This is a genomic window from Serratia proteamaculans, assembly GCF_008830365.1.
Lineage (GTDB): Bacteria > Pseudomonadota > Gammaproteobacteria > Enterobacterales > Enterobacteriaceae > Serratia > Serratia proteamaculans.
In genome coordinates this window covers 107876-133211 of record NZ_WBKI01000006.1, presented here as the reverse complement: position 1 = coordinate 133211, position 25336 = coordinate 107876, and the positions used below count along the sequence as shown (strand labels likewise).

The window sequence follows — 25336 nt, the reverse complement described above, 5'->3', positions numbered from 1 at the left end:
CTTACTCAAGTAAGCGCCTGGGGATGAGCGAGCTGGCCGCCTAGCTGTGCTGTACAGGGATGTACAAATGCCGCGAGCGCATGGACGCGCTAGAGCGGCCAACTTGAAATTCATAGGGTATAAATTTGTTGGGTATAGTGAGGTTTCCGGTGCCCAGGGCGGTATCGGAAACCATTTTGAGTTTGGGGCGCTTTTGATGACGCCGTCAGCGTCATCTGATCCCATAAGGGCATGAAATATGAGTAATCCACAGCACCACGTATTTATTTTGATGGGCGTTTCAGGCAGCGGTAAATCCGCGGTGGCCAGCGCCGTTGCCCATGAAGCCAGTGCTGCGATGCTGGACGGTGACTACCTGCATCCGCGTGCCAATATTAATAAAATGGCCGCCGGGCATGCGTTGGACGATAACGATCGTGCTCCGTGGTTGGCGGCGTTGAATGACGCCATCTTTGCCATGGAACGCACCAACGACGTTTCTTTGCTGGTGTGTTCGGCGCTTAAAAAAAGCTATCGCGACCGTCTGCGTGAAGGCAATCGCAATCTGCATTTCATCTATTTGAAAGGTGACAAGGCGGTGATTGAAGAGCGTTTGAAGCAGCGCAAGGGCCATTTCTTCAAGCCACAGATGCTGGTTTCTCAATTCGCCACCCTGGAAGAGCCGGGTGCGCAGGAGACGGACGTGCAGGCGATCGAGATTGACCAGCCGCTGGACGGCGTGGTGGCCGATACCCTGGCTTATATTCGGCGCGTTGCAGCCCAGTAATCCGGGCTGCCGCGACCTCTTGGCGCCGAACAGGCGCCCGGATATTCACTACAACTTCATGTAAGCGCGCACACCATCCAGGAACATCTGGGTAGACAGCATCACCAGAATCAGTCCCATTAGCCTCTCCAGCGCGCTCACACCTTTGCTACCCAGCAGGCGCAGGAACAGGTTCGACATCAGTAGAATGGCGGCGGAAATCCCCCAGGCAATCAGCAGTGCCACCACCAGATATGAAATCTGGTTTGGATACTGGTGTGAAAGCAGCATCAGCGAGGCCAGAATCGAAGGGCCGGCGACCAACGGGATGGCCAGTGGGACCAGGAAGGGTTCTTCACCGGCGGAAAGCCCGCTACTGTCACCTTCCTGCGAAGGGAAAATCATCTTGATGGCGATCAGGAACAGAATGATCCCACCGGAAATCGACACGGTCTCGGTGCGCAGGTTAAGGAACGCCAGAATTTTCTCACCGGCAAACAAGAAAATCAGCATCAGCAGCAGGGCGATCAGCAGTTCGCGGATCAGCACCACCCGGCGGCGGCGCGGCTCCAGGTGCTTGAGTACCGACATAAAAATCGGCAAATTGCCCAGTGGATCCATGATTAAAAACAGCAATACCGTGACCGAAACCATCTCTATCATCATTACCTCTGAATCTGAAAAACGCGTCGGCCATCCCGACCGCTTAATAACCTATACCCTATGGCTTTCAAGTTACAGCCAAGCGACCCGTTGGCTCATCTCTCAGGTATATAAGAAGGATTGCTGAGAATCGCTCACCCATCGAATAAATTCACTTTGCGCCTGCGCCGACATTTTGTAAGGTGGGGAGATATTGCACACAACTTATAGCAGTCATCCTCCAAGGCAGGACAGTCATTATGAAAAACGTTGGTTTCATCGGTTGGCGCGGAATGGTCGGCTCCGTACTCATGCAACGCATGACGGAAGAGCGCGATTTTGACGCCATCCGCCCGGTCTTTTTCTCCACCTCGCAACACGGTTTGGCGGCGCCAACCTTCGGCGGCCAGCAGGGCACGCTGCAGGATGCCTACGATGTTGATGCATTGAGCGCACTCGACATTATTATTACCTGCCAGGGCGGCGATTATACCAACGAAATTTACCCGAAGCTGCGTGAAAGCGGCTGGCAGGGGTACTGGATCGACGCCGCTTCTTCTCTGCGTATGCAGGATGACGCGATTATCATCCTGGATCCGGTCAACCGTGCGCTGATCCAGCAGGGCCTGGATAAAGGCGTCAAGACCTTTGTCGGCGGCAACTGCACCGTCAGCCTGATGCTGATGTCGTTGGGCGGTCTGTTCGCCAATGATCTGGTGGAGTGGGCGTCTGTGGCGACCTATCAGGCGGCTTCCGGCGGTGGCGCACGTCACATGCGTGAACTGCTGACCCAAATGGGCATGCTGCACGCCGACGTGGCGAAAGAGCTGCAGGATCCGGCTTCGGCAATTCTGGATATCGAACGTAAAGTCACTGCGGCCACCCGCAGCGGCAAACTGCCGACCGATAACTTTGGTGTGCCGTTGGCCGGCAGCCTGATCCCGTGGATCGACAAGCAGCTCGATAACGGCCAGAGCCGTGAAGAGTGGAAAGGCCAGGCGGAAACCAACAAAATCCTCAACAGCGGCCTGGTGATCCCGGTCGACGGCTTGTGCGTGCGCGTCGGCGCGCTGCGCTGCCATAGTCAGGCGTTTACCCTGAAGTTGAAAAAAGACGTCCCACTGCCGGAAATCGAACAGATGCTGGCGACCCACAATGACTGGGTGCGGGTGATCCCGAACGACCGTGAGCTGACCATGCGTGAACTGACGCCGGCAGCGGTTACCGGGACGCTGAATACGCCGGTCGGTCGCCTGCGCAAGCTGAATATGGGGCCGGAATATCTGTCTGCGTTCACCGTAGGTGACCAGTTGCTGTGGGGTGCTGCCGAGCCGCTGCGCCGCATGCTGCGCATCCTGCTGTAAACCTGAACCGTACTTCCCGGGGGCTGAGCTCTTTCAGCCCCCAAAAGCCTTATTTTCTTCCGTTTTCTCCGTTTTCTCCGTTTTCTCCGTTTCGGCGCGTTATGGACTAACTGGCTGCCAACCAGAGAAAGCACACAGGTCATCAGCCCTCCTCCATGCGGGCAGCAGCGCAAAGACGCTGTCAGGCTGGCAGTTTTCTTAATGAAGAATTTTCCTTGGCAATGCGGCAATGTTTTTAACCGACATTAGCTATGCTTAAAGGGCCGGCGGATAAATTTTCACCAGCGCTAAAAATAAGCATAAAGAGCGGAATTCGGGCCGGGAAGGTGAGAATTGATCAATAACCGACCGCAATCACGCTTTAGATACCGAATGAATTGCATGATAACCAAAACGGCTATGGATTAAGCGTTACGTCCTGTGGATCTCAAGGTGCAGCCAACTCAGCTGCAACCTGAAAGGCGATGGGCTACGCGGCCTCTTATAAATCATGCTCTTAATCTTAGGAAGAAGACTATGCCTGTACTTCCCGATCGTGACGTGATTGATCAGCTTTTCTCCGGCAACTCTGCCGACCCCTTTTCCCTGCTGGGTATGCATGTGGCCGATAACGGCCTGCAGGTGCGTGCGCTGTTGCCTGACGCCAGCGAAGTCTGGCTGCTGGAGCAGCAAAGCGGCCGCCGCCTGGTGCAGCTTAACTGCGATGATCCGCGCGGCTTTTTCAGCGCGACGGTGCCCCGCCGCAAAACCCCGTTCCGCTATCAATTCGAGGTTCGCTGGCAAGATAGTCAGCAGACCGTCGAAGATCCCTACCGTTTCGGTACCCTGCTGCAGGATATCGACAGTTGGCTGTTGGCCGAAGGCACCCATTTGCGTCCGTATGAGCGGTTGGGCGCCCACCTCACCACGCTGGATGAAGTCGAAGGTGTCAGCTTTGTCGTTTGGGCGCCGAATGCCCAACGCGTTTCGGTGGTGGGCGAGTTCAACTTCTGGGACGGCCGCCGCCACCCGATGCGCCTGCGGCGTGAAAACGGGATTTGGGAGCTGTTCCTGCCGGGGGTGAAAGCCGGGCAATTGTACAAATACGAAATTATCGACTGCTACGGCAATACCCAGTTGAAGGCCGATCCTTACGCCTTCGAGGCGCAAATGCGGCCGGATACCGCGTCGCTGGTAACGCCGCTGCCGGAGGTGGTAGCAAACACCCCGGAACGTCAGCGTGCCAATGACTTTGACCGACCGATGTCGATTTACGAGGTGCACCTTGGTTCGTGGCGACGTCACACCGACGATAATTTCTGGCTCAGCTATGGCGAACTGGCGGAACAGTTAATTGGCTACGTGAAAGACATGGGCTTCACCCATATCGAGCTGCTGCCGATTAACGAGCATCCGTTTGACGGAAGCTGGGGTTATCAGCCGTTAGGGCTGTACGCCCCGACCCGGCGCTTCGGCACCCCGGCCGACTTCAAAGATTTTGTCGCGGCGGCGCACCGGGCGGGCATCAACGTGATCCTGGACTGGGTGCCTGGGCATTTTCCCAGCGATGCCTATGGCCTGGCGAATTTCGACGGCACTGCGTTGTATGAATACGCCGACCCGCGAGAAGGTTTCCATCAGGACTGGAATACCCTGATCTACAACTATGGCCGCCATGAGGTGCGTAACTATCTGGCGGGGAACGCCCTTTACTGGCTGGAGCGCTATGGCATTGACGCGCTGCGTGTCGATGCGGTGGCCTCGATGATTTACCGCGACTACAGCCGTGCCGACGGTGAATGGGTGCCGAATTACTACGGCGGCAACGAGAATCTGGAGGCCATTGCCTTCCTGCGTTACACCAACCACAGCGTCGGCAAAGAGCGGCCCGGTGCGGTGACCCTGGCGGAAGAATCCACGGATTACCCGGGGGTGACGCTGCCACCGGAGTCTAATGGCCTGGGGTTCCACTACAAATGGAATCTGGGCTGGATGCACGACACGCTCAACTACATGCAATGCGACCCGGTGCACCGCAAGTATCATCACAATCAGATGACCTTCGGCATGCTGTACGCCTACACCGAGAACTTCGTGCTGCCGATTTCCCATGACGAAGTGGTGCACGGCAAGAAATCGATTCTCGACCGCATGCCTGGCGACGCCTGGCAGAAGTTCGCCAACCTGCGTGCCTACTATGGTTTTATGTGGGCGCACCCAGGCAAGAAGCTGCTGTTTATGGGTTGCGAGTTCGCCCAGGGGCGCGAATGGAACTTCGACAGCAGCCTCGACTGGCATCTGCTGGAAGGGCTGGATAACTGGCACCACGGCGTGCAGCGGCTGGTGCGCGATCTTAACCATTGCTATCAGCAGCAGGCGCCGTTGTATGAGCGCGACTACCGTCCGGACGGTTTTGAGTGGCTGGTGGTGGACGATCACGACAACTCGGTGTTTGCCTTTGCCCGCTATGACGCGCACGGCAATGAGCTGATCGCCGTCAGCAACTTTACCCCGGTGCCGCGCCACCACTATCGCATCGGTATTTCCCGCCCCGGCGAGTACCGGGAAATTCTCAATACCGACTCACACCACTATCACGGCAGCAATACCGGTAACCAGGGCCGTGTGGTGTCTGAGCAGATAGGTAACCACGGCCGCGAGCATTCGATTAGCGTCACCGTACCGCCGCTGGCGACCATCTATCTGCTGCGGGAGGTGCAATGACTGAGCTGACGTCCGGCATCGCCGCGCCTCTCGGGGCGCATTATGACGGTAACGGCATCAACTTTAGCCTGTATTCCGCCCATGCTACCGGGGTGGAGCTGTGCCTGTTTGACGAACAACAGCGCGAAGAGCGTCTACCGCTGGCGGCGCGCAGCGGTGATGTTTGGCACGGTTATCTGCCGGGCGGTAAACCGGGCCAGCGTTATGGTTTCCGGGTGCATGGCCCGTTTGATCCTGCGCAGGGGCTGCGTTTTAACCCCAATAAGCTGCTGCTGGATCCCGCTGCCCGTGCGGTTGAGGGGCCGGTGGCCGATGACCCCTACCTGCATGGTGGCTATGACCGGCCGGATCGGCATGACAGCGCCGAGCTGATGCCCAAGTGCGTGGTGATCGACGAAGCCTATGACTGGCAGGATGATTGCCCACCGGCGACGCCGTGGGGCAAAACGGTGATCTACGAAGCGCATGTACGCGGCCTGACCCTGCAACACCCGGATATCCCGCAGGTGTTGCGTGGCAGTTTCGCCGCGCTGGGTCATCCGGTGATGATCGCCTACTTCAAACGTCTTGGCATTACCGCGCTGGAACTGCTGCCGGTGCAGCAACACAGCTCCGAGCCGCGCTTGCAGCGCCTGGGGTTGATTAACTACTGGGGCTATAACGTGCTGGCGCATTATGCGCCGGATAACCGCTACTCCAGCCTGCGCACTGACATGACGCCGTTGCGTGAATTCCGCGATGCGGTGAAGGCACTGCATAAGGCCGGGATTGAAGTGATCCTCGACGTAGTGTTCAACCACAGCGCCGAACTGGACATGGACGGGCCGACGTTGTCGCTGCGAGGGATCGATAACCCGGGTTATTACTGGCTTACGCCCGAGGGGGGCTACGTGAACGATACCGGCTGCGGCAACACGTTGCGGTTGGATCAGCCACCGGGCGTGGCCTGGGTGATGGATTGCCTGCGTTTCTGGGTGGGGGAATGTCATGTAGACGGCTTCCGCTTTGATCTGGGCAGCGTGCTAGGTCGCACACCGGCGTTCGATCGTGACGCGCCGCTGTTCCAGGCGATGCTGGCGGACGACCTGCTGTCACGCTGCAAGCTGATCGCCGAACCCTGGGATATTGGCCCCGGTGGCTATCAGGTGGGGGAGTTTCCCGGCCGCTTTGCCGAGTGGAACGATCATTACCGGGACGATATGCGCCGCTTCTGGCTGCAGGGCGATATCTCGCTGGGCCAGTTCGCCCAACGTTTTGCCGCTTCCAGCGACCTGTTCAACCAACGCGGGCGTGCGCCGTACACCAGCATCAATATGCTGACTGCTCATGACGGCTTTACCCTGCAGGATCTGGTCAGTTTTAACCGCAAGCACAACCAACTGAACGGTGAAGGTAACCGTGACGGCAGCGACCGTAACTTTAGCAATAACCACGGTGTTGAAGGCCCGATTGCCGACGACGCCATTGTGCAACGCCGTAGGGCCAGCCGGCAGGTGCTGCTTGCCACGCTGTTGCTGTCCCAGGGTACGCCGATGCTGCTGGCCGGCGATGAGCATGGACACAGTCAGCAGGGCAACAACAATGCCTATTGTCAGGACAACGCTATCACCTGGCTCGATTGGGCCACGGCGGATGACTCACTCACCGCTTACACCGCCGCACTGATCCACCTGCGCCAACAAATTCCCGCCCTGCAGCATGACCGCTGGTGGCAGGAGGGCGACGGTAACGTGCAGTGGCTGAACGCGCAGGGGCAACCCCCCAGTGCGCAACAGTGGGAGCAGGGTGCATTGCAATTGCAGATCCTCCTGTCGCAACGCTGGCTGGTGGTGGTGAACGCCACGCAGCAGGCGGTGGAGATGACGTTGCCCACAGGCGATTGGCAGCTTGTCGCTCCCTTTACTCAGGAAGATTCGCGGGCGGTTTTACCCGCCTGGAACCAGGCTGCGCACTCGATTTGCGTGCTGGTAAAGAAAAAATAAAAGGAGTCAGCTATGGTTAGGTTTGAAAATAAAGACCCCCTGATGTTGGCACGCCAACTGCCGATTAAGTCCGTCGCCCTGATTTTGGCCGGTGGCCGCGGTTCGCGTTTGAAAGATTTAACCTCAACCCGTGCCAAGCCGGCCGTCCACTTTGGCGGTAAATTCCGCATCATTGATTTTGCCCTGTCGAATTGCCTGAACTCGGGGATCCGCCGTATCGGTGTGATCACCCAATACCAGTCCCATACCCTGGTGCAGCATATCCAGCGCGGTTGGTCGTTCCTCAACGAAGAGATGAACGAGTTTGTCGATTTGCTGCCGGCCCAGCAACGCCTCAGTACCGAGCACTGGTACAAGGGCACGGCGGATGCGGTGTACCAGAACCTGGACATCATTCGCCGTTACGACGCCGAATATGTGGTGATCCTGGCGGGCGATCACATCTACAAGATGGATTACTCGCGCATGCTGATCGACCACGTGGAAAAGGGGGCGCAGTGTACCGTTGCCTGCTTGCCGGTGCCGCGCGATGAGGCCAGCGAGTTTGGCGTGATGGAAGTGGACGAGAACGATCTGATCCTAGAGTTCCTGGAAAAACCCAGCAATCCACCGCCGATGCCGGGCAACCCGGAGATGTCGCTGGCCAGCATGGGGATCTACATCTTTAACGCCGACTACCTGTTCAAACTATTGGAAGAGGACATGTCGACGCCGGGTTCAACTCATGACTTCGGCAAGGATCTGATCCCGAAAATCACCGCGCAGAAAGCGGCCTGGGCACATCCGTTCACGCTGTCCTGCGTGACATCCAACCCCGAGCTGCCACCGTATTGGCGCGACGTGGGGACGCTGGAAGCTTACTGGCGTGCCAACCTCGATCTGGCTTCGGTGACGCCGGAGCTGGATATGTATGACCGCGCCTGGCCGATCCGTACCCATATGGAGCCGCTGCCTCCGGCCAAGTTCGTACAGGACCGCTCCGGCAGCCACGGCATGACCATGAACTCGCTGGTGTCCGGCGGCTGTATTGTCTCCGGTTCGGTTGTGGTGCATTCGGTGCTGTTCCCAAGGGTACGGGTGAACTCGTTCTGTACCATCGACTCTACTGTATTGCTGCCGGACGTTAACGTCGGCCGCTCCTGCCGCCTGCGACGCTGCATCATCGACCGCGCCTGCCATATCCCCGAGGGCATGGTGATTGGCGAAAACGCCGATGAGGACAGCAAACGCTTTTATCGTTCGGAAGGCGGCATTGTGTTGGTCACGCGCGAAATGTTGTCAAAGTTGTGAGTTAAGGTATCCGGCAGAAAGATAGCCTGCCGCCATATAAACGGACTGACTGATGGCTTGCACAACGCGGGATTAACAACAGCGGCAAGCCTGCTTTTCCAGAGTTAATTTGCCGATTCTCAGGAGTGATAATGCAGGTTTTACACGTATGTTCTGAAATGTTCCCCCTGCTGAAAACCGGGGGGCTCGCAGACGTGGTTGGCGCATTACCGGCAGCTCAGATCGCCGAAGGCGGCGATGTTCGGGTGCTATTGCCCGCTTTTCCTGACGTGCGCAACGGCATACCGGACTCTGTGCTGGTGGCGGAAATCGATTCGTTCGCCGGCCGGGTTGGTCTGCGCTACGGTACCTATCATGGCGTGGGCATCTACCTGATCGATGCCCCCTGGTTGTACGATCGACCGGGTAGCCCGTACCACGACCAGTCGATGAATGCCTATTCCGATAACCACCGACGCTTTGCCCTATTGGGCTGGATGGCCTGTGAGCTGGCCAAGGGGCTGGATCGCTACTGGCGACCGCAGGTGGTACACGCCCATGACTGGCACGCCGGGCTGGCCTGCGCCTATCTGGCGGCCAATGGCCATCCGGCGCGCTCCATTTTTACCGTGCATAACCTGGCCTATCAGGGGTTGTTTTCCCCTCATCACGTGCCGGAACTCTGGTTGCCGTCGTCGTTCTACAACATCTATGGCCTGGAGTTTCACGGCCAGATGTCATTCCTGAAAGCCGGTTTGTTCTACGCCGACCATATCACCGCCGTCAGCCCGACCTATGCGCGTGAGATCACCCGGCCGGAGTTTGGTTACGGCATGGAAGGGTTGTTGCAGGAACGCCAGCGGCAGGGGCGGTTGAGCGGCATTCTTAACGGTGTGGATGACAAAATTTGGGATCCGTCCCACGATCCGCGCCTGACCGCCCGTTATGACGCGGACGATCTGAAGAGCAAGGCCAAGAACAAGCTGCACCTGCAAAAAGCCATGGGGCTGAAGGTCGATGAGTCGCTGCCGGTGTTTGCGGTAGTCAGCCGTCTGACCCACCAGAAAGGTCTGGACTTGGTGCTGGAAGCGTTGCCGGCGCTGCTGGAGCAGGGCGGCCAACTGGCGCTGTTAGGGGCCGGCGATGCGGTGCTGCAGCAGGCGTTTCTGGCCGCGGCTGCCGACTATCCGGAACAGGTTGGCGTGCAGATTGGTTACCACGAGGCCTTCTCCCACCGCATTATCGGCGGGGCGGATGTGATTATGGTGCCGAGCCGCTTTGAACCCTGCGGGCTGACCCAACTTTATGGCCTAAAATATGGCACGCTGCCGCTGGTGCGCCGCACCGGTGGGTTGGCGGACACGGTGGTGGACTGCGCGCTGGAGAATCTGGCCGACGGCAGCGCCAGCGGATTTGTCTTTGATGATTGTGACGCTGCCGCACTGGGTAACGCCATCCGGCGTGCCATGGTGCTGTGGAGCAGACCTAAGCATTGGCGTCACGTCCAGCGCCACGCCATGAGCGTGGATTTTGGCTGGCAAGTCGCGGCACAGGAATATCTGTCGCTTTATCAACGCTTATCGTAACTATTGTTATGCCCTATGAATTTCATAGCTGCAGGTAACAAGGCTGCGGCTATGAAAGGCGACGGGCAATCACGCACTTGGGATCGAAAAACTATGACGTTACCGATTAGTTACACCTCACCCACGGTCAGTGTTGAAGCGCTGAAACACTCCATCGCCTATAAATTGATGTTTATTGTCGGCAAGGACCCGGCTATCGCTACCGAGCATGACTGGCTGAACGCCGTGTTGTTTGCGGTACGCGACCGTATGGTAGAGCGCTGGCTGCGTTCTAACCGTGCGCAACTTTCACAGGATGTGCGCCAGGTATATTACCTGTCGATGGAGTTCCTGATCGGTCGTACGCTGTCCAACGCCTTACTGTCGATGGGAATTTATCAGGATATCGACGACGCGTTGAATGAGATGGGCATGAACCTGGCTGAGTTGCTGGAGGAAGAGAACGATCCAGGGTTGGGTAACGGCGGCCTGGGACGACTGGCAGCCTGTTTCCTTGATTCGCTGGCGACGCTGGCGCTGCCGGGACGTGGCTATGGCATTCGCTACGAATACGGCATGTTCAAACAAAATATCGTCAACGGTCAGCAGATGGAGTCACCAGACTACTGGTTGGAATACGGCAACCCGTGGGAATTCCCGCGCCACAACACCCGTTATAAGGTGCGTTTTGGCGGACGGATCCAACAGGAAGGCGCCAAGGCGCGCTGGGTAGAAACCGAAGAGATCATTGCCACCGCTTACGATCAGGTGATCCCCGGTTTCGATACCGACGCCACTAACACGCTGCGGTTGTGGAGCGCCCAGGCCAGTAATGAGATCAACCTGGGTAAATTCAACCAGGGCGATTACTTTGCGGCCGTTGAGGATAAAAACCACTCTGAAAACGTTTCGCGTGTGCTGTACCCGGATGACTCAACCTCTTCCGGGCGCGAACTTCGCCTGCGGCAGGAGTATTTCCTGGTGTCGGCCACGGTGCAGGATATCCTCAACCGCCACTGGACGATGCATAAGACCTTCGACAACCTGGTGGACAAGATTGCCATTCACCTGAATGATACCCACCCGGTGTTGTCGATCCCGGAACTGATGCACCGCTTAATCGACGAGCATAAATTCAGCTGGCTGGATGCCTGGGCAGTGGTGGAGCAGGTGTTCTCCTACACCAACCACACGCTGATGAGCGAAGCGCTGGAAACCTGGCCGCTGGATATGATCGGCCGGATCCTGCCGCGTCACCTGCAGCTGATTTTCGAGATCAACGATCACTTCCTCAAGCACGTACAAGAGGTCGCGCCGGGCGATAACGATCTGCTGGCGCGAGTGTCGATCATTGATGAAACCAATGGCCGTCGGGTGCGCATGGCTTGGCTGGCAGTGGTAGCCAGCCACAAGGTTAATGGCGTTTCCGCGCTGCATTCCGAGCTGATGGTGCAATCGCTGTTTGCCGATTTCGCCCATATTTACCCCGATCGCTTCTGCAATAAAACCAACGGGGTTACGCCGCGCCGCTGGCTGGGATTGGCTAACCGGCCGCTCTCCGCCGTGCTGGATGACAGCATCGGACAGACCTGGCGCACCGATCTCAGTCAACTGAGCGAGATCAAGGCCAATGTCGATTACCCGAGCTTCTTGCAGGCGGTGCAGGCCGCCAAACGGCAGAACAAGGAGCGACTGGCTACCTACATCGCCAAAACGCTGAATGTGGTGGTCAACCCGGACGCGCTGTTTGATGTACAGATCAAGCGTATCCACGAGTACAAACGGCAGTTGCTCAACGTACTGCACGTGATCACGCTGTATAACCGTCTGCTACAGGATCCGGAAACCGAGCGGGTGCCAAGGGTGGTGATCTTTGCCGGCAAGGCGGCCTCGGCTTATTACGCTGCCAAGCAGATCATCCGCTTGATCAACGATGTCGCCAAAGTGATCAACAACGATCCGCGAGTGCATACCCAGCTGAAAGTGGTGTTTATCCCGAACTACGGCGTCAGCCTGGCGCAGATGATCATTCCGGCGGCAGATCTTTCCGAGCAGATCTCACTGGCGGGCACCGAAGCGTCCGGCACCAGTAACATGAAGTTTGCGCTTAACGGTGCGCTGACCATCGGCACGCTGGACGGTGCCAACGTCGAGATGCTGGAGCATGTGGGGGAGGAGAACATCTTTATCTTCGGTAATACCGCCGAGCAGGTAGAAGAGCTGCGACGCAACGGTTACAACCCGCACCTTTACTATGAGCAGGATCCCGAGTTGCATCAGGCGTTGACCCAGATTGCTACCGGGGTTTTCAGTCCTGAGGAGCCAAAACGCTACAGCAACCTGTTTGATTCACTGGTTAACCTGGGCGATCACTACCAACTGCTGGCGGATTACCGCAGCTATGTGGATACGCAGGACAAGGTGGATGAGGTGTACCGTAATCAGGATGACTGGACGCGGCGGGCAATATTGAATATCGCCAACATGGGGTACTTCTCTTCCGACCGCACTATTCAGGAATATGCGGACGAAATCTGGCACATCAAACCGATCAAGCTGTAAATGAAAAAGGGCCGGATATCCGGCCCTTTTTACGTTTGGCGAGTTACGATGCCAGAGACAAGGTCTTTGCTTTCACGTGTTCTGCCAGCCAGGTTTTCACCCGTGCCTGCTGCGCTTCGTCCAACCACATGCCCAGTTTGGTACGGCGCCAAATCGCGTCATCCAACTCCACTACCCACTCTTTGTCGATCAGGTAGCGCAACTCGGCTTCATGCAGGCCATGACCGAAATCTTCGCCCAGGTCGCTGAGGCTATTGGCATTGGCTAGGATCAGCTCGCTGTGGCTGCCGTAAGTGCGTGCAAAGCGGCGTGCCAGGGACTCCGGCAACCAACTGTGCTCACGGCGCAGTTTTGCGGCGTAGCTGTCGCGATCGCCACCGATGTCGCCACCTGGCAGCGAACCGTTTTTGGTCCACGCCGGGCCGCAGCCAGGGTAGTAGTGCGCCAGTTTTTCCATCGCATGCTCAGCCAGCTTGCGGTAGGTGGTCAGCTTGCCGCCGAACACTGACAGCAGCGGCGCTTTTCCCTGCTCGTCATGCACGTCCAGCGTATAGTCACGGGTTACCGCCTGCGGTGAGTCTGACTCGTCGTCGCACAGCGGACGCACACCAGAGTAAGTCCAGACGATATCGTCGCGGCCCAACTGCTTCTTGAAGTGATCGTTATACACTTTCAGCAGGTAGTTGATTTCGTTATCGTCGATCTTCACGTCTTTCGGATCGCCGTGATACTCCACGTCGGTGGTGCCGATGATCGAGAATTCGTCATTCCATGGGATCACGAAGACGATACGGTGGTCTTCGTTCTGCAGAATATAGGATTGCGGCTGATCGTGTGCTCGCGGCACCACGATGTGGCTGCCCTTGATCAGGCGAATACCATAAGGAGATTTCAGCTTCAGGCCGTCGTCGAAGAAATGTTTCACCCACGGGCCAGTGGCGTTTACCAGCCCCTTGGCGCGCCAGGTAAAGGTTTTGCCGCTGTCGACGTCGACCGCTTCCACCATCCACAGGCCGTTTTCACGCCATGCGCGGGTCACTTTGGTGCGGGTGCGCACTTCGCCACCGCGTTTCTCCACTTCCTGGGCGTTCAGTACCACCAGGCGAGCATCGTCGACCCAGCAGTCAGAATATTCGAAACCGCGCTTTAACTCAGGCTTCAGCACCGATTCTGGTCCAAAGCGCAAACCCTTGCTGCCTGGCAGGCTGGTGCGTTTGCCCAAGTGATCGTACAGGAACAGGCCGATACGGATCATCCAGGCCGGGCGCAGGTGCGGCTGATGCGGCAGGCGGAAGCGCATAGGGAAGGCAATGTGTGGTGCCAGTCTCAGCAGCACTTCACGTTCGGCCAGCGCTTCGCTCACCAGACGGAATTCGTAGTGTTCCAGGTAGCGCAGGCCACCGTGGATCAGTTTGGAACTGGCGGAAGACGTAGCACAGGCCAAGTCTTGCGCTTCCAGTAGCAGAACGGACAGCCCGCGCCCGGCAGCATCGGCCGCGATGCCGGCACCGTTGATGCCGCCACCGATAACGATCAAGTCTTTGGTTTCCACGTCAACTTCCTCCAGATGTTCGAAATAGCTCTTTCATGTTCGTTTTCGCTCATGATTGTAATCAAAAACCAACAAACAAGCCAAGACTTAACCAAACAAAAACATTTAGGCGTGATAGAGGTAACAGTTTGATGATAGTAGTTATACAAAAAGAGGGGGTATTGGCGTCAGGAATTACGGGGTTCAGCAGGCTGAACCCCGTAATAAAATGGCAGGCATGAAGGGCGCAATGGGCGGCGCCATTGGGTTTAACAGCGGTAGGAAAGACTTAGCAAAGCTCGAGCTGTACGTCGTATTGTTCGATGATTTTCATCACGCTCGGTGGCGGCAGTTGGTCGGTAAACAGGTAGTCGATCAGGTTCATATTACCGAGGTTTACCATCGCGTTGCGGCCGAATTTGGAATGGTCGGTAACCAGCATCACACAGCGTGAGTTTTCGATAATTGCGCGTTTGGTGCGCACTTCGTGATAGTCGAATTCGAGCAGCGAGCCATCCATATCGATGCCGCTGATGCCCAGAATGCCGTAATCGAGACGGAACTGGGAGATAAAGTCCAGCGTGGCCTCACCCATGATACCGCCATCGCGGGTGCGGACTTCACCGCCGGCGAGGATCAGACGAAAGTCTTCTTTGGCGGTCAGCAGGGTGGCGACGTTCAGGTTATTGGTCACCACGCGCAGGTTCTTGTGGTTCATCAGCGCATGGGCTACCGCTTCCGGTGTGGTACCGATATCGATAAACAGCGTGGCCCCGTCCGGGATCTGGCTGGCGACACGTTGGGCGATACGCGCTTTCTGTTCCGACCACATCACTTTACGATCGTTGTATGCGGCGTTGACCGAACTGGAAGGCAAGGCTGCCCCACCATGGTGGCGTTGGATTTTGTTCTGATCGGCCAGGTCATTTAAATCACGGCGAATCGTTTGCGGACTAACGTCAAAATGTTCGACCAGTTCTTCCGTACTGACATAACCCTGCAGGCGCACCAGCTCGATAATAGCGTCATGACGCTGTGTTTGCTTCACGGTAATCCCCTAAAACGCCTGGCTTGTACCTGGCTGTTATTGTTCGTTGTGCGCGCGATGACGCGTGTCCCAAAATGCCATCAATAACCCTAACACTAAACCGGCCACGTGTGCCGCGTTAGCGATCGACATTCCTAAAATATCGAAATATCCCGCCACCAGCCACAAGACTGAAAACACCATCAGGCCGCGCGGCAGCATCAGGCCGCGTTCCGGCGCTCTTTCACCGCTGAGCCAGCAGTAACCCATCAGCGCGTAGACCACGCCGGACAGGCCGCCGAACAGGGCACCGCTAAACAGTGACTGCGCCCAGCCGCTGAAGAAGGCCGAGACCACCGCCAGCACGAACAGTTTGCCGGCGCCGAGGCGTTTTTCCAGCGGGCCGCCGAGATACCACCACCACAGTAGGTTAAAGGTGATATGCAGCAGTGAGAAATGCAAGAAAGCGTGGCTGACCCAGCGCCACAGCTGCAGGTACTGGCTGCTGTTTTGCGGCCAGGAGAGCCAGTACATCACCCTGTCGTCGCCCAGCGCCTGCATCAGGATATAGACCGCAATGCACAGCACCATCACGCTCAGCGTCAGCGGCCCGGCTTTGCTGCGCAGGGTTTGCAGGTAGGAAAAGCCCTGGTAGTGCAGATCGGCGTCGGTATTACCGGCCTGCCAGCTGGCGGCGCGATAGCGACTGTTGAGCGGGTCGATCAGGAACTGCTGCAGCTCGTGCTGAACCTGCTCCAGATGATGGTCATCTGCCAGCCAGATTTCCGCCGCCTCGCCGGTCTTGTGCACCTTTAGCTCAATGCCCTGTGTCGTCATGTAGTCGACAAAGGCCTGCGCCAGGCGGGGATTGGATACGGCGATTACTCTAACCATTGCTCTTCCGTCTAAGTGAATGATTTTAGCCGCCGGTGACCCGACGGCGTTGACGGCCGATTATACCGTCGAAATCCTGAGCGCAGGCAAAGGATCTGCGAAAAACCAGTAAAAACACTCACTAACGGCGCGAGATAGGAACCCGCCGCAGGGTCGGGAAAGGATTATACGGAGGTTTCAACGTCCTGCGGGTACTGACGCGCCCAGGCCTCAAAGCCGCCGTCGATGCTGTACACCGCGTCAAACCCCTGATGCAGCAGGTATTGCGCTGCGCTGCGGCTGCTGTTGCCGTGGTAGCACATCACCATCACCGGTCGCTCAAAGTCATTCTGCTGCATAAAAGTTTGCAGGCTGGCGTTGGTAAGGTGAAAAGCGCCTGGCGTGTGCCCGGCTTCAAAACTCTGTGGATCGCGGATATCGACCAGGGCGGCACTGCCGTCTTTCCAACGGCTGTACGCCTGCTCAACGTTGATCGCTTCAAACTGTTCCATGACTTCCGACTGCCTCGTAATTAGTAATGTCGCTATTGTAACCAACTCCGAGGCAATTAAGACCAGAGCAATACTGTGGTTTTTAAGCGCCGTAGCCCATCATCTTCAGCAACTGCTGAGCCTGCTGTACCGCTTCCTGTCGGTGGGCCACGCCCAGCTTCTGGTACAGGTTGCGGATATGGGTTTTGATGGTGGTGGCCGCCACTGCCAGTTCGCCGGCAATCTGGTCGTTGCTGTAACCGGAGTAAATCAGCCCCAGTACCTGCCATTCGCGCTGCGTCAGCGGGCTGGTGCGGATCAGTTCCGGCACCTGCGGGTGCGTTAACAGCTTATCGACGAAGTTCTCGTCAAAATGCGCGAACTTATGCCGATGATGTTGGTTGATGTCGCGCAGAATACGTTGGGCGCGGTGGTTTTCCAGCTCCGGCAGCGTATTGAGCTGGATCAGTTGGCGCAACTGCTGCGCCATCGCTTCGCCTTCAATGACAAAGTGGCTGATAAATCCGGTGCGGCTGGCCAGTGACAGCGCCTCCATCAATACTTTTTGTGCGTCGCTTTTGCGTTCCATTTGCCAATAAAGTTGGTTGCTGAGCAGCAGATTACGGTTCAGATCGCTGACCAGTCGCAGACGGCGGGCGTTTTCGTTGAGTTCGTCCAACACTACCCCGGCCTCTTCATACTGGCCCAGCATGATTTGCACCCGGGCAATGTTGCGCCACTGGCCCTGCATAAAGTGGTTGTCCGCCATGCCGGGTTTTTCGGTCTGACGCAACCATTGGGCCGCCGCCGCGGTATCACCTGTCATCTGCCAGTGGATCACCCGCGGTTTATCGGCGTTGGTTAGCCAGTCGCGATGGTACTGGGTGCCGTGCAACAGTACTTCGCAACGTTGCATGTGCGCGTTGGCATTGTCCAAATCGCCACGCGCCAGCGAACATTTTGCCAGCATGGCGATGCATTGCAGCTGCTGCTGAGGCTGGTAGTTGGCCAGGATTTTCAGGCCCTCGCGGGCCGCATCTTCCGCTTCGTCCAGCCGCGACCATGACCACAGGATCTGCGAACGGATGCGCAGCAGGAACTCATGCATCGGCAACTGTTCCAGGTGCTGTTCACGCACCAACTCAAAAGCTTTGTCCTGTGTTTCGTAGGCGGCCTGCAGGAAACCCTGTGCAATCAGAATTTCGCTCTGCTGCAACAGCGCCCACAGCGCATAGTGGTATGCCTGATGACGCCGGGCCATTTGCTCGGTTTGCTGCATCATCGGCAACGCCCGGGCCAGTTCGCCCTTGCAGTGATGGACTTCGCCGGTCACCGAAGTGGCGACAATGCGGCTGTAATAGCTGGAAAGTGGCAGGAACTTCAGCGCTTCGGTGGCCAGACGCTCGGCTTCTTCCGGTTTACCGGCGTTGATCGCCACCTGGGCGCGCAGGGCGTCAAATTCGGCCTGCAAGGTGCGGTCAACCTCAATTTTTTGCTCGCGCATCGCTTGTTCAGCCCGCTCCAGCAGGGTGTTCACTTCGCTGTAGCGGTGTTGACTCTGTGCCAGCCAGGCCTGCAGCAGTGCCAGCTTGGGATTTTGAATCAGCCGTTCATAGGGGAGTGCATTCAGACACTCTTCCAGCAGGGCCAATTCGCTGTGATGGAACAGTGACCAGGCGTGCTGCAGCAGGATATCGCGTAGCATGCTGACGTCGCTGGCCGCCAGTGCGTGGTGAATCGCCTCTGCCGGGTAACCCAATGCCAGCCAGCCTTCGGCGGCGGCACGGTGCAAGCCGGGCAGTTCCAGGGCCAGCTCCCATTGGCAGCGTTGACGCAGGAAAGTGGCGAACAGCGGGTGGAAGCAGAACCACTCGACGCTGTCGTCCATACGATGGATAAACAACCCCTGGCGCTCCAGCTCTTCCAGCCGTTGCTGGCCATTGTCTTCGCCGGTCAGGCGTACGATCAGCGCATCGTTCATGGAGCGCAATACCGAACAGCGCAGCAGGAAGGCGCGTGCCTCGGCGTCGACGTGATCCAGCACTTCGTCCACCAGATAATCCGACAGGTGGCTGGCGTTCAGCCCGGCCAGGCGTTTGGCCGACTGTTGGGCGCAAGAGGTAGACTGCCGGGCAGACAGGGCGATCAACTGCAGCGCGGTGGCCCAACCTTCGACCTCATCGCACAGGCGGCTGCTGTCTTGTTGCTCCATTGGTGCGACCAGGCGGCAGTCGAAGAACTGTTTGGCTTCCTGATGGGTAAACGCCAGTTGTTGCGTGCCCATTTCCAGTAACTGGTCGCGCACGCGCAGGTTGGCGATACCCAGCGGGGGCAGGGTACGGGACAGCAGGATCAGCGTCAGGTTTTCCGGCTGGTGGCGCAGGAAAAAGCGCATGGCTTCGTGAATGACATCATTGGTGATCAGGTGGTAGTCATCAATCACCAGGTACAGCGGTTGGTGCCAGTCAGACAGTTCGATAAACAACTGGGCAAACAGCGCCGACAGGCTGGCGTACTGATGTTTTTGGCTCAGCGCTTCGCTCTTCACGCAGTGGCCGCCGCTGGCGAGTTGCAAGGCAGCGATCAAATAGCTGGCGAAACGCTCGGGCTGGTTGTCGCTCTCATCCAGCGAGTACCAGCCTAAGTCTGATTTGCCGGCCGCCCACTGTGCGACCAGCGTCGTTTTTCCATATCCCGCAGGGCAATTGACCAATGTCAGACGATAGTTGGCCGCGCTGGCCAATTTGGCCAACAGGCGATCGCGGATCACGGTATTTTGCAGCCGTACCGGGCGGCTCAGTTTTGATGGGATCAGCATAGTATTCCAGAGTGAAAAGCGCGGTTCCCGCCGCCGTAGGCCTGCCCGATGGCGTTTTTTCATCGTGACGCCTGCCGGGATCGGAGTGAGGCTAATTATTTTATGGCTCGTAATTAATCCCCCTCCTAACTTCTGACAACGTTAAACGTATTGCAACAAGGTTCAGCATTGGCTTGGAGTTAAATTGCTATTGATCACACTTTTTTACGTTTGCAGGCAAATCCTTGTGGAATAGCCGTGGTGTGGCACGGTTTGGTGACGCAGATGCAGAAAAGCATTTCTGGCAATCTGCGCCACTATAGCCGGCGCAATAACTATGCTAACGTCATTGCACAAGTTTTCACCGCATTCTCAGTGCTCGCTGCCTTCGTCGGTGGGCTTTTTTGCATGATGCAAGGGAGTCAAAAAGTGCCTGAGATCACAATTTTAGCTACGCCCCAATCCTCCTCCCCAGCTAATCCCCAGGCGGGATGATGCCTTCACTGTTTCTCCCCGGCACGATAACGGTAATTTGACCCACTTACTGGATAGAGAGTTTTCCTTATGTCACAGCCTACGCTTAAAAAGGATGCTTTTCTGGCGGCACTGACCCGTCAGTGGCAACAGTTTGGCCTCAGTTCTGCACAACAGATGACCCAGCACCAATGGTGGGAAGCGGTAAGCCGCGCACTGGCCGAACAGCTTGCGGCGCAGCCTGCGCCGCGTCAAAGCAGTAAGCCGCTGCGCCATGTGAACTACATTTCGATGGAGTTTCTGATTGGTCGCCTGACGGCCAACAACCTGATTAACCTGGGCTGGTACGACACCGTTGAGCAGGCATTGGCGGAACAGAATATCAAGCTGGCAGACCTGCTGGAGCAGGAAACCGATCCGGCGTTGGGCAATGGCGGGCTGGGGCGCTTGGCGGCCTGCTTCCTGGATTCGATGGCGACGGTGGAGCAACCGGCCACCGGCTACGGGCTGAATTACCAGTATGGGCTGTTCCGCCAGTCGTTTAGCGGCGGCCAGCAGCAAGAGGCCCCGGATAACTGGCAGCGCGAGAGCTACCCGTGGTTCCGTCACAATGCGGCGCTGTCGGTGGATGTCGGCATCGGTGGGAAGTTGGAAAAACTGGCCGATGGCCGCGAACTGTGGCGTCCTGAGTTTACCCTGCGCGGCGAAGCCTGGGATCTGCCGGTATTGGGCTTCCGTAATGGCGTGACCCAGCCGCTGCGCCTGTGGCAGGCGACCCATCAGCATCCGTTTGATCTGAGTGATTTCAACGACGGCAAATTCCTTCAGGCGGAGAAGCAGGGCGTAGAAGCCGCCAGGTTGACCAAGGTGCTGTACCCGAATGACAACCACCAGGCGGGCAAGCGCCTGCGCCTGATGCAGCAATACTTCCAGTGCGCCTGTTCGGTGGCCGATATTCTGCGTAAGCACCATCTGGCAGGGCGCAAGATTGAAGACCTGCCGAAGTACGAAGTGATCCAGTTGAATGACACCCATCCGACCATCGCCATTCCGGAAATGTTGCGCATTCTGCTGGATGAACATCAGTTGGACTGGGATGCCGCCTGGGCGATTACCAGTAAAACTTTCGCCTACACCAACCATACCCTGATGCCGGAAGCGCTGGAGTGCTGGGATGAGAAACTGGTGCGCAGCCTGCTGCCACGTCATTTCTCCATCATCAAGCAGATCAACGCCAATTTCAAAAAGCTGGTGGATAGACACTGGCCGGGTGACGACGCAGTATGGGCCAAACTGGCGGTGCACCATGACAAACAGGTGCGCATGGCTAATCTGTGCGTGGTCAGCGGCTTTGCGGTCAACGGCGTGGCTCAGCTGCACTCCGATCTGGTGGTGAAGGACCTGTTCCCGGAATACCACCAACTGTGGCCAAACAAATTCCATAACGTCACCAACGGCATCACGCCACGTCGTTGGCTGAAGCAATGCAACCCGGCATTGTCAGGGCTGATTGATGAAACGCTGAATGTGGAGTGGGCGAACGATCTCGATGCCCTGAAGGGGCTGGAGAAATACGCCGATGATGCGGCGTTCCGTCAGCGTTATCAGCAAATTAAACGCGATAACAAAGTCATATTAGCCAACTACGTGCACGACGTGATGGGGCTGACGCTGAACCCGGATGCGATTTTCGACGTGCAGATCAAACGCCTGCACGAATACAAACGCCAGCATTTGAACCTGCTGCACATTCTGTCGCTGTATCGCCAACTGCGCGATAACCCGCAGCTGGATATCGTGCCGCGGGTCTTTCTGTTCGGCGCTAAAGCGGCACCGGGCTACTATCTGGCGAAGAACATCATTTATGCGATCAACCAGGCAGCGGAAAAGATCAACAACGATCCGCTGGTGAAGGATCGACTGAAAGTGGCGTTTATTCCTGACTACCGTGTGTCCGTCGCTGAACTGATGATCCCGGCGGCGGATATCTCCGAGCAGATCTCGACCGCAGGCAAAGAGGCTTCCGGTACCGGCAACATGAAGCTGGCGTTGAATGGCGCGTTGACCGTTGGCACTCTGGATGGTGCTAACGTGGAGATCGCCGAGCAGGTGGGCGAAGACAATATCTTTATCTTCGGCAATACCGTGGATCAGGTAAAGGCGTTGCTGGCGAAAGGCTATGATCCGCTCAGCTACCGCAAGAAAGATAAGCACCTGAAGGCGATCCTGGACGAACTGGCAAGTGGTGCATTCAGCCATGGCGACAAGCATGCCTTCGACATGATGCTGCACAGTCTGCTGGAAGGGGGCGACCCTTACCTGGTGCTGGCGGACTTTGCTTCTTACTGCAAAGCTCAACAGCAGGTAGACGAACTCTATCGTGACCGTGATGAATGGACGCGTCGTACTGTTCTTAACACCGCGCGTGTCGGAATGTTCAGTTCGGATCGCTCGATCCGCGACTACCAGCAGCGCATCTGGCAAGCTAAGCGTTAAGGAGAGCGAATGGATCGTAAGGTCATCGATCAAGCGGCCGCTCAGGCGGGTATCGCTGCCGATTATATTAATGCCCACGGTCAACAGCAGGCGATCGCTGAGGACACCAAGCGCCGACTGCTGGATGCCATGGGACGCACTACGACCCCACAGGGGACTGCAGTGACGCCGCTACCGGCGGTGAAGGTCTTCTATCAGGGTGCGCCGGTGGCGTTACCATTGGCGGGCAGCGGTGAGTATCTGTGGACGTTGCTGCGTGAGGATGGCGGCCAGCAACAAGGGCGTGCCAGCGCGCGTAAAACCTTTACCCTGCCGGGCGAGTTACCGCCGGGTTATCACCAACTGACGCTGAGGCAGGGCGAGCTGCAGTGGCAGTGTCGACTGATTGTGGCGCCGAAACGCTGTTATGAACCGGATGCCTTGCTGACCGGAAAGAAGCTGTGGGGCGCTTGCGTCCAGCTTTACACCCTGCGATCCAATCGTAACTGGGGTATCGGTGATTTTGGCGATCTGCGCCAGATGGTGGAGCAGGTCGGTGAACGAGGCGGCGCTTTTGTCGGGCTGAACCCGATCCACGCACTGTATCCGGCTAATCCGGAAAGCGCCAGCCCGTACAGCCCGTCATCGCGGCGCTGGCTGAACGTGATTTATATCGATGTGAACGCGGTGGAAGATTTCCAGCGCAATGACGCCGCGCAGCAATGGTGGCTGAAACCGGCCACGCAAAAAAAACTGGCCGCGGCGCGTAGCAGCGAGCGGGTGGATTACAGCACGGTGACGCAGCTAAAGCTGGCGGCGCTAAAGCTGGCGTTCCCGCTGTTCCAGGCACGTAAAGCGGGTGACGAGCAGCGTCAGGCATTTGAGCAGTTTGTTCTCGACGGTGGTGACAGCCTGTATCAACAGGCCGCCTTTGATGCGCTGCACGCCCATCTGGTTGCCAAAGACAGTAGCTTATGGGGCTGGCCGGCCTGGCCTGAGCAATATCAGCAGGGCGACAGCGTTGCGGTGAAGCAATTTTGCCAGCAACAGCAGGATCAGGTGACGTTTTACCTGTGGCTGCAATGGTTGGCGGCCAGCCAGTTTGCCGACTGTTTCCGCCAGAGCCAGCAACAGCAGATGCCGATTGGCCTATACCGCGATTTGGCGGTCGGCGTGGCGGAAGGGGGTTCGGAAACCTGGTGCGAGCGCGAGCTTTATTGTCTGAAAGCCTCGGTGGGTGCACCGCCGGATATTCTGGGCCCGTTGGGGCAAAACTGGGGCCTGCCGCCGATGGATCCCCATGTGATGGCGGCGCGGGGCTACCAGCCGTTTATCGATCTGCTGCGTGCCAATATGACCAGCTGCGGCGCACTGCGCATTGGCCACGTGATGGCGTTACTGCGTCTGTGGTGGATACCCTACGGTGAAACCGCGGTTCACGGTGCCTATGTGAAATACCCGGTGGACGATCTGTTAGCGGTGCTGGCGCTGGAAAGCCAACGCCACCGTTGTATGGTGATTGGCGAAGACCTCGGTACCGTTCCGGTTGAGATTGTCGGCAAGCTTCGCGACAGCGGCGTCTACTCCTATAAGGTGCTGTATTTCGAGCGTGACGGGGAGAATCGCTTTCGCGCACCGCAGGCCTATCCGGTGCAGGCCATGGCAACCATTACCACGCACGATCTGCCGACGCTGCGCGGCTATTGGCAAAGCGGTGACCTGCAGTTGGGCAACCAACTGGGGCTGTATCCGGATGCGGAGATCCTGAAAGGGCTGTTTGCCGACCGTGAGCGAGCCAAGCAGGGGTTGCTGGACGGGCTGCACCACTATGGTTGTGTGCCGCAGAAGGTAGGCAAAAAGGCGGCGTTGTTGAATATGAGCCCGTTGCTTAATCGAGGCTTACAGCGTTATGTCGCCGACAGCGCCAGCGCGTTGCTGGGTCTGCAGCCGGAAGACTGGCTGGACATGGTGGATCCGGTCAATATTCCCGGAACCAGCGATCAGTACCCGAACTGGCGACGTAAACTGACCCACACGCTGGAGGAGATGTTTGCCGATCAGCACGTCAACCGGTTACTGAAGGATTTGGACAAACGGCGACGTAAGGTTTCGGTAGGGTAATTGACGTAAAAATGCCGGATTGGGCGAACCGAATCCGGCATTTTTTATCCGCTGTGGGGCATCAGGCCCTAAAACAGGGGATTAATAGTAAGAGTGCTCGCCGCGCTGATGCTCGGTCAAATCGCGCACGCCCTTCAGTTCAGGGAACTTCTGCAGCAGCTCTTTTTCGATGCCTTCCTTCAGGGTCACATCGACCATTGAACACCCGTTACAGCCGCCACCGAACTGCAGGATCGCCAGGCTGTCATCAGTGATTTCCATCAGCGTAACACGGCCGCCGTGACCTGCCAGCTGTGGGTTGATCTGTGACTGCAGTACGTATTCAACACGCTCCATCAGCGGTGCGTTGTCGTCCACTTTACGCATTTTTGCGTTTGGCGCTTTCAGCGTCAGCTGCGAGCCCAGTTGGTCGGTGACGAAGTCGATCTCGGCATCGTCCAGATAAGGTTTGCTCAGTTCGTCGATATAGGCGGACAGCTTTTCGAACTTCAGCTCGGTGTCTGTCGCTTCAACCGCGTCCGGCGGGCAATAAGAGACACCGCATTCGGCTGTAGGCGTACCCGGGTTGATCACGAATACGCGGATTTGGGTGCCTTCCTCTTGATTTGCCAGCAGTTTGGCAAAGTGTTCCTGTGCAGTATCTGTTATACGAATCATGGCATTAGCTCGTTAGTTCAAATAGTTGACTTCTATACTAGGTTATAATACGCCCATT

The 25336-nt window shown here is 57.3% G+C and carries 16 protein-coding genes; 9 read left to right on the top strand and 7 right to left on the bottom strand.

From position 1 onward, the window contains the following. Positions 1–238 precede the first annotated feature (238 nt). Positions 239–766, top strand: coding sequence for a gluconokinase (gene gntK, locus F8R23_RS19580; RefSeq protein ID WP_085119867.1), 528 nt, complete (start codon positions 239–241; stop codon positions 764–766). A gap of 48 nt (positions 767–814) precedes the next feature. On the opposite strand, the gene F8R23_RS19575 is transcribed toward gntK, so the two are convergent. After that, positions 815–1408: a YhgN family NAAT transporter gene (locus tag F8R23_RS19575; RefSeq protein ID WP_165366405.1), complete on the bottom strand. Its 594-nt coding sequence runs from the start codon at positions 1406–1408 to the stop codon at positions 815–817. Between the two features lie 239 nt (positions 1409–1647). Between F8R23_RS19575 and asd the strand changes: the two genes are divergently transcribed. The 6 genes from asd to glgP all read left to right on the top strand — a co-directional run bounded on the left by asd (position 1648) and on the right by glgP (position 12832). After that, positions 1648–2751, top strand: a complete 1104-nt coding sequence (gene asd / locus F8R23_RS19570; RefSeq protein ID WP_151415913.1) for an aspartate-semialdehyde dehydrogenase — start codon at positions 1648–1650, stop codon at positions 2749–2751. Positions 2752–3267: 516 nt separating this feature from the next. Next, positions 3268–5454, top strand: a complete 2187-nt coding sequence (glgB, locus tag F8R23_RS19565; RefSeq protein WP_129936975.1) for a 1,4-alpha-glucan branching protein GlgB — start codon at positions 3268–3270, stop codon at positions 5452–5454. Then, on the top strand, positions 5451–7436 hold the full coding sequence (gene glgX / locus F8R23_RS19560; RefSeq protein ID WP_151415912.1) for a glycogen debranching protein GlgX: 1986 nt from the start codon (positions 5451–5453) through the stop codon (positions 7434–7436). The genes glgB and glgX overlap by 4 nt, the downstream gene beginning before the upstream one ends. Before the next feature lie 12 nt (positions 7437–7448). Further along, positions 7449–8726, top strand: a complete 1278-nt coding sequence (gene glgC / locus F8R23_RS19555) for a glucose-1-phosphate adenylyltransferase (protein ID WP_129936973.1) — start codon at positions 7449–7451, stop codon at positions 8724–8726. A gap of 131 nt (positions 8727–8857) precedes the next feature. Further along, on the top strand, positions 8858–10291 hold the full coding sequence (gene glgA, locus F8R23_RS19550; protein ID WP_112349141.1) for a glycogen synthase GlgA: 1434 nt from the start codon (positions 8858–8860) through the stop codon (positions 10289–10291). 93 nt (positions 10292–10384) lie between these two features. Next, positions 10385–12832: a glycogen phosphorylase gene (gene glgP, locus F8R23_RS19545; protein WP_112349140.1), complete on the top strand. Its 2448-nt coding sequence runs from the start codon at positions 10385–10387 to the stop codon at positions 12830–12832. A 43-nt stretch (positions 12833–12875) separates the two neighbouring features. On the opposite strand, the gene glpD is transcribed toward glgP, so the two are convergent. From glpD to malT, 5 genes are all read right to left on the bottom strand, one after another. Further along, positions 12876–14384: a glycerol-3-phosphate dehydrogenase gene (gene glpD, locus F8R23_RS19540; protein WP_099063486.1), complete on the bottom strand. Its 1509-nt coding sequence runs from the start codon at positions 14382–14384 to the stop codon at positions 12876–12878. A gap of 268 nt (positions 14385–14652) precedes the next feature. Beyond that, positions 14653–15411 (bottom strand): DeoR/GlpR family transcriptional regulator, encoded by a 759-nt coding sequence (locus tag F8R23_RS19535; protein WP_020837378.1) that lies wholly within the window; start codon positions 15409–15411, stop codon positions 14653–14655. A 36-nt stretch (positions 15412–15447) separates the two neighbouring features. Then, the gene (gene glpG, locus F8R23_RS19530; RefSeq protein WP_112349139.1) at positions 15448–16284 is read right to left on the bottom strand and encodes a rhomboid family intramembrane serine protease GlpG; all 837 of its coding nucleotides are present in this window, start codon (positions 16282–16284) and stop codon (positions 15448–15450) included. A gap of 164 nt (positions 16285–16448) precedes the next feature. Next, a complete protein-coding gene (gene glpE / locus F8R23_RS19525; protein ID WP_112349138.1) occupies positions 16449–16775 on the bottom strand; it encodes a thiosulfate sulfurtransferase GlpE in 327 nt (108 codons plus the stop codon). Positions 16776–16857: 82 nt separating this feature from the next. Then, a complete protein-coding gene (gene malT / locus F8R23_RS19520; RefSeq protein ID WP_151415911.1) occupies positions 16858–19572 on the bottom strand; it encodes an HTH-type transcriptional regulator MalT in 2715 nt (904 codons plus the stop codon). A gap of 543 nt (positions 19573–20115) precedes the next feature. Here malT and malP point away from each other — a divergent pair. Together malP and malQ are read left to right on the top strand one after the other, a co-directional pair. Next, positions 20116–22521, top strand: a complete 2406-nt coding sequence (gene malP / locus F8R23_RS19510; protein WP_151415910.1) for a maltodextrin phosphorylase — start codon at positions 20116–20118, stop codon at positions 22519–22521. A gap of 9 nt (positions 22522–22530) precedes the next feature. Then, the gene (gene malQ, locus F8R23_RS19505; RefSeq protein ID WP_151415909.1) at positions 22531–24621 is read left to right on the top strand and encodes a 4-alpha-glucanotransferase; all 2091 of its coding nucleotides are present in this window, start codon (positions 22531–22533) and stop codon (positions 24619–24621) included. 81 nt (positions 24622–24702) lie between these two features. On the opposite strand, the gene nfuA is transcribed toward malQ, so the two are convergent. Continuing rightward, positions 24703–25278, bottom strand: a complete 576-nt coding sequence (gene nfuA, locus F8R23_RS19500) for a Fe-S biogenesis protein NfuA (protein ID WP_012147309.1) — start codon at positions 25276–25278, stop codon at positions 24703–24705. Positions 25279–25336: the final 58 nt, after the last annotated feature.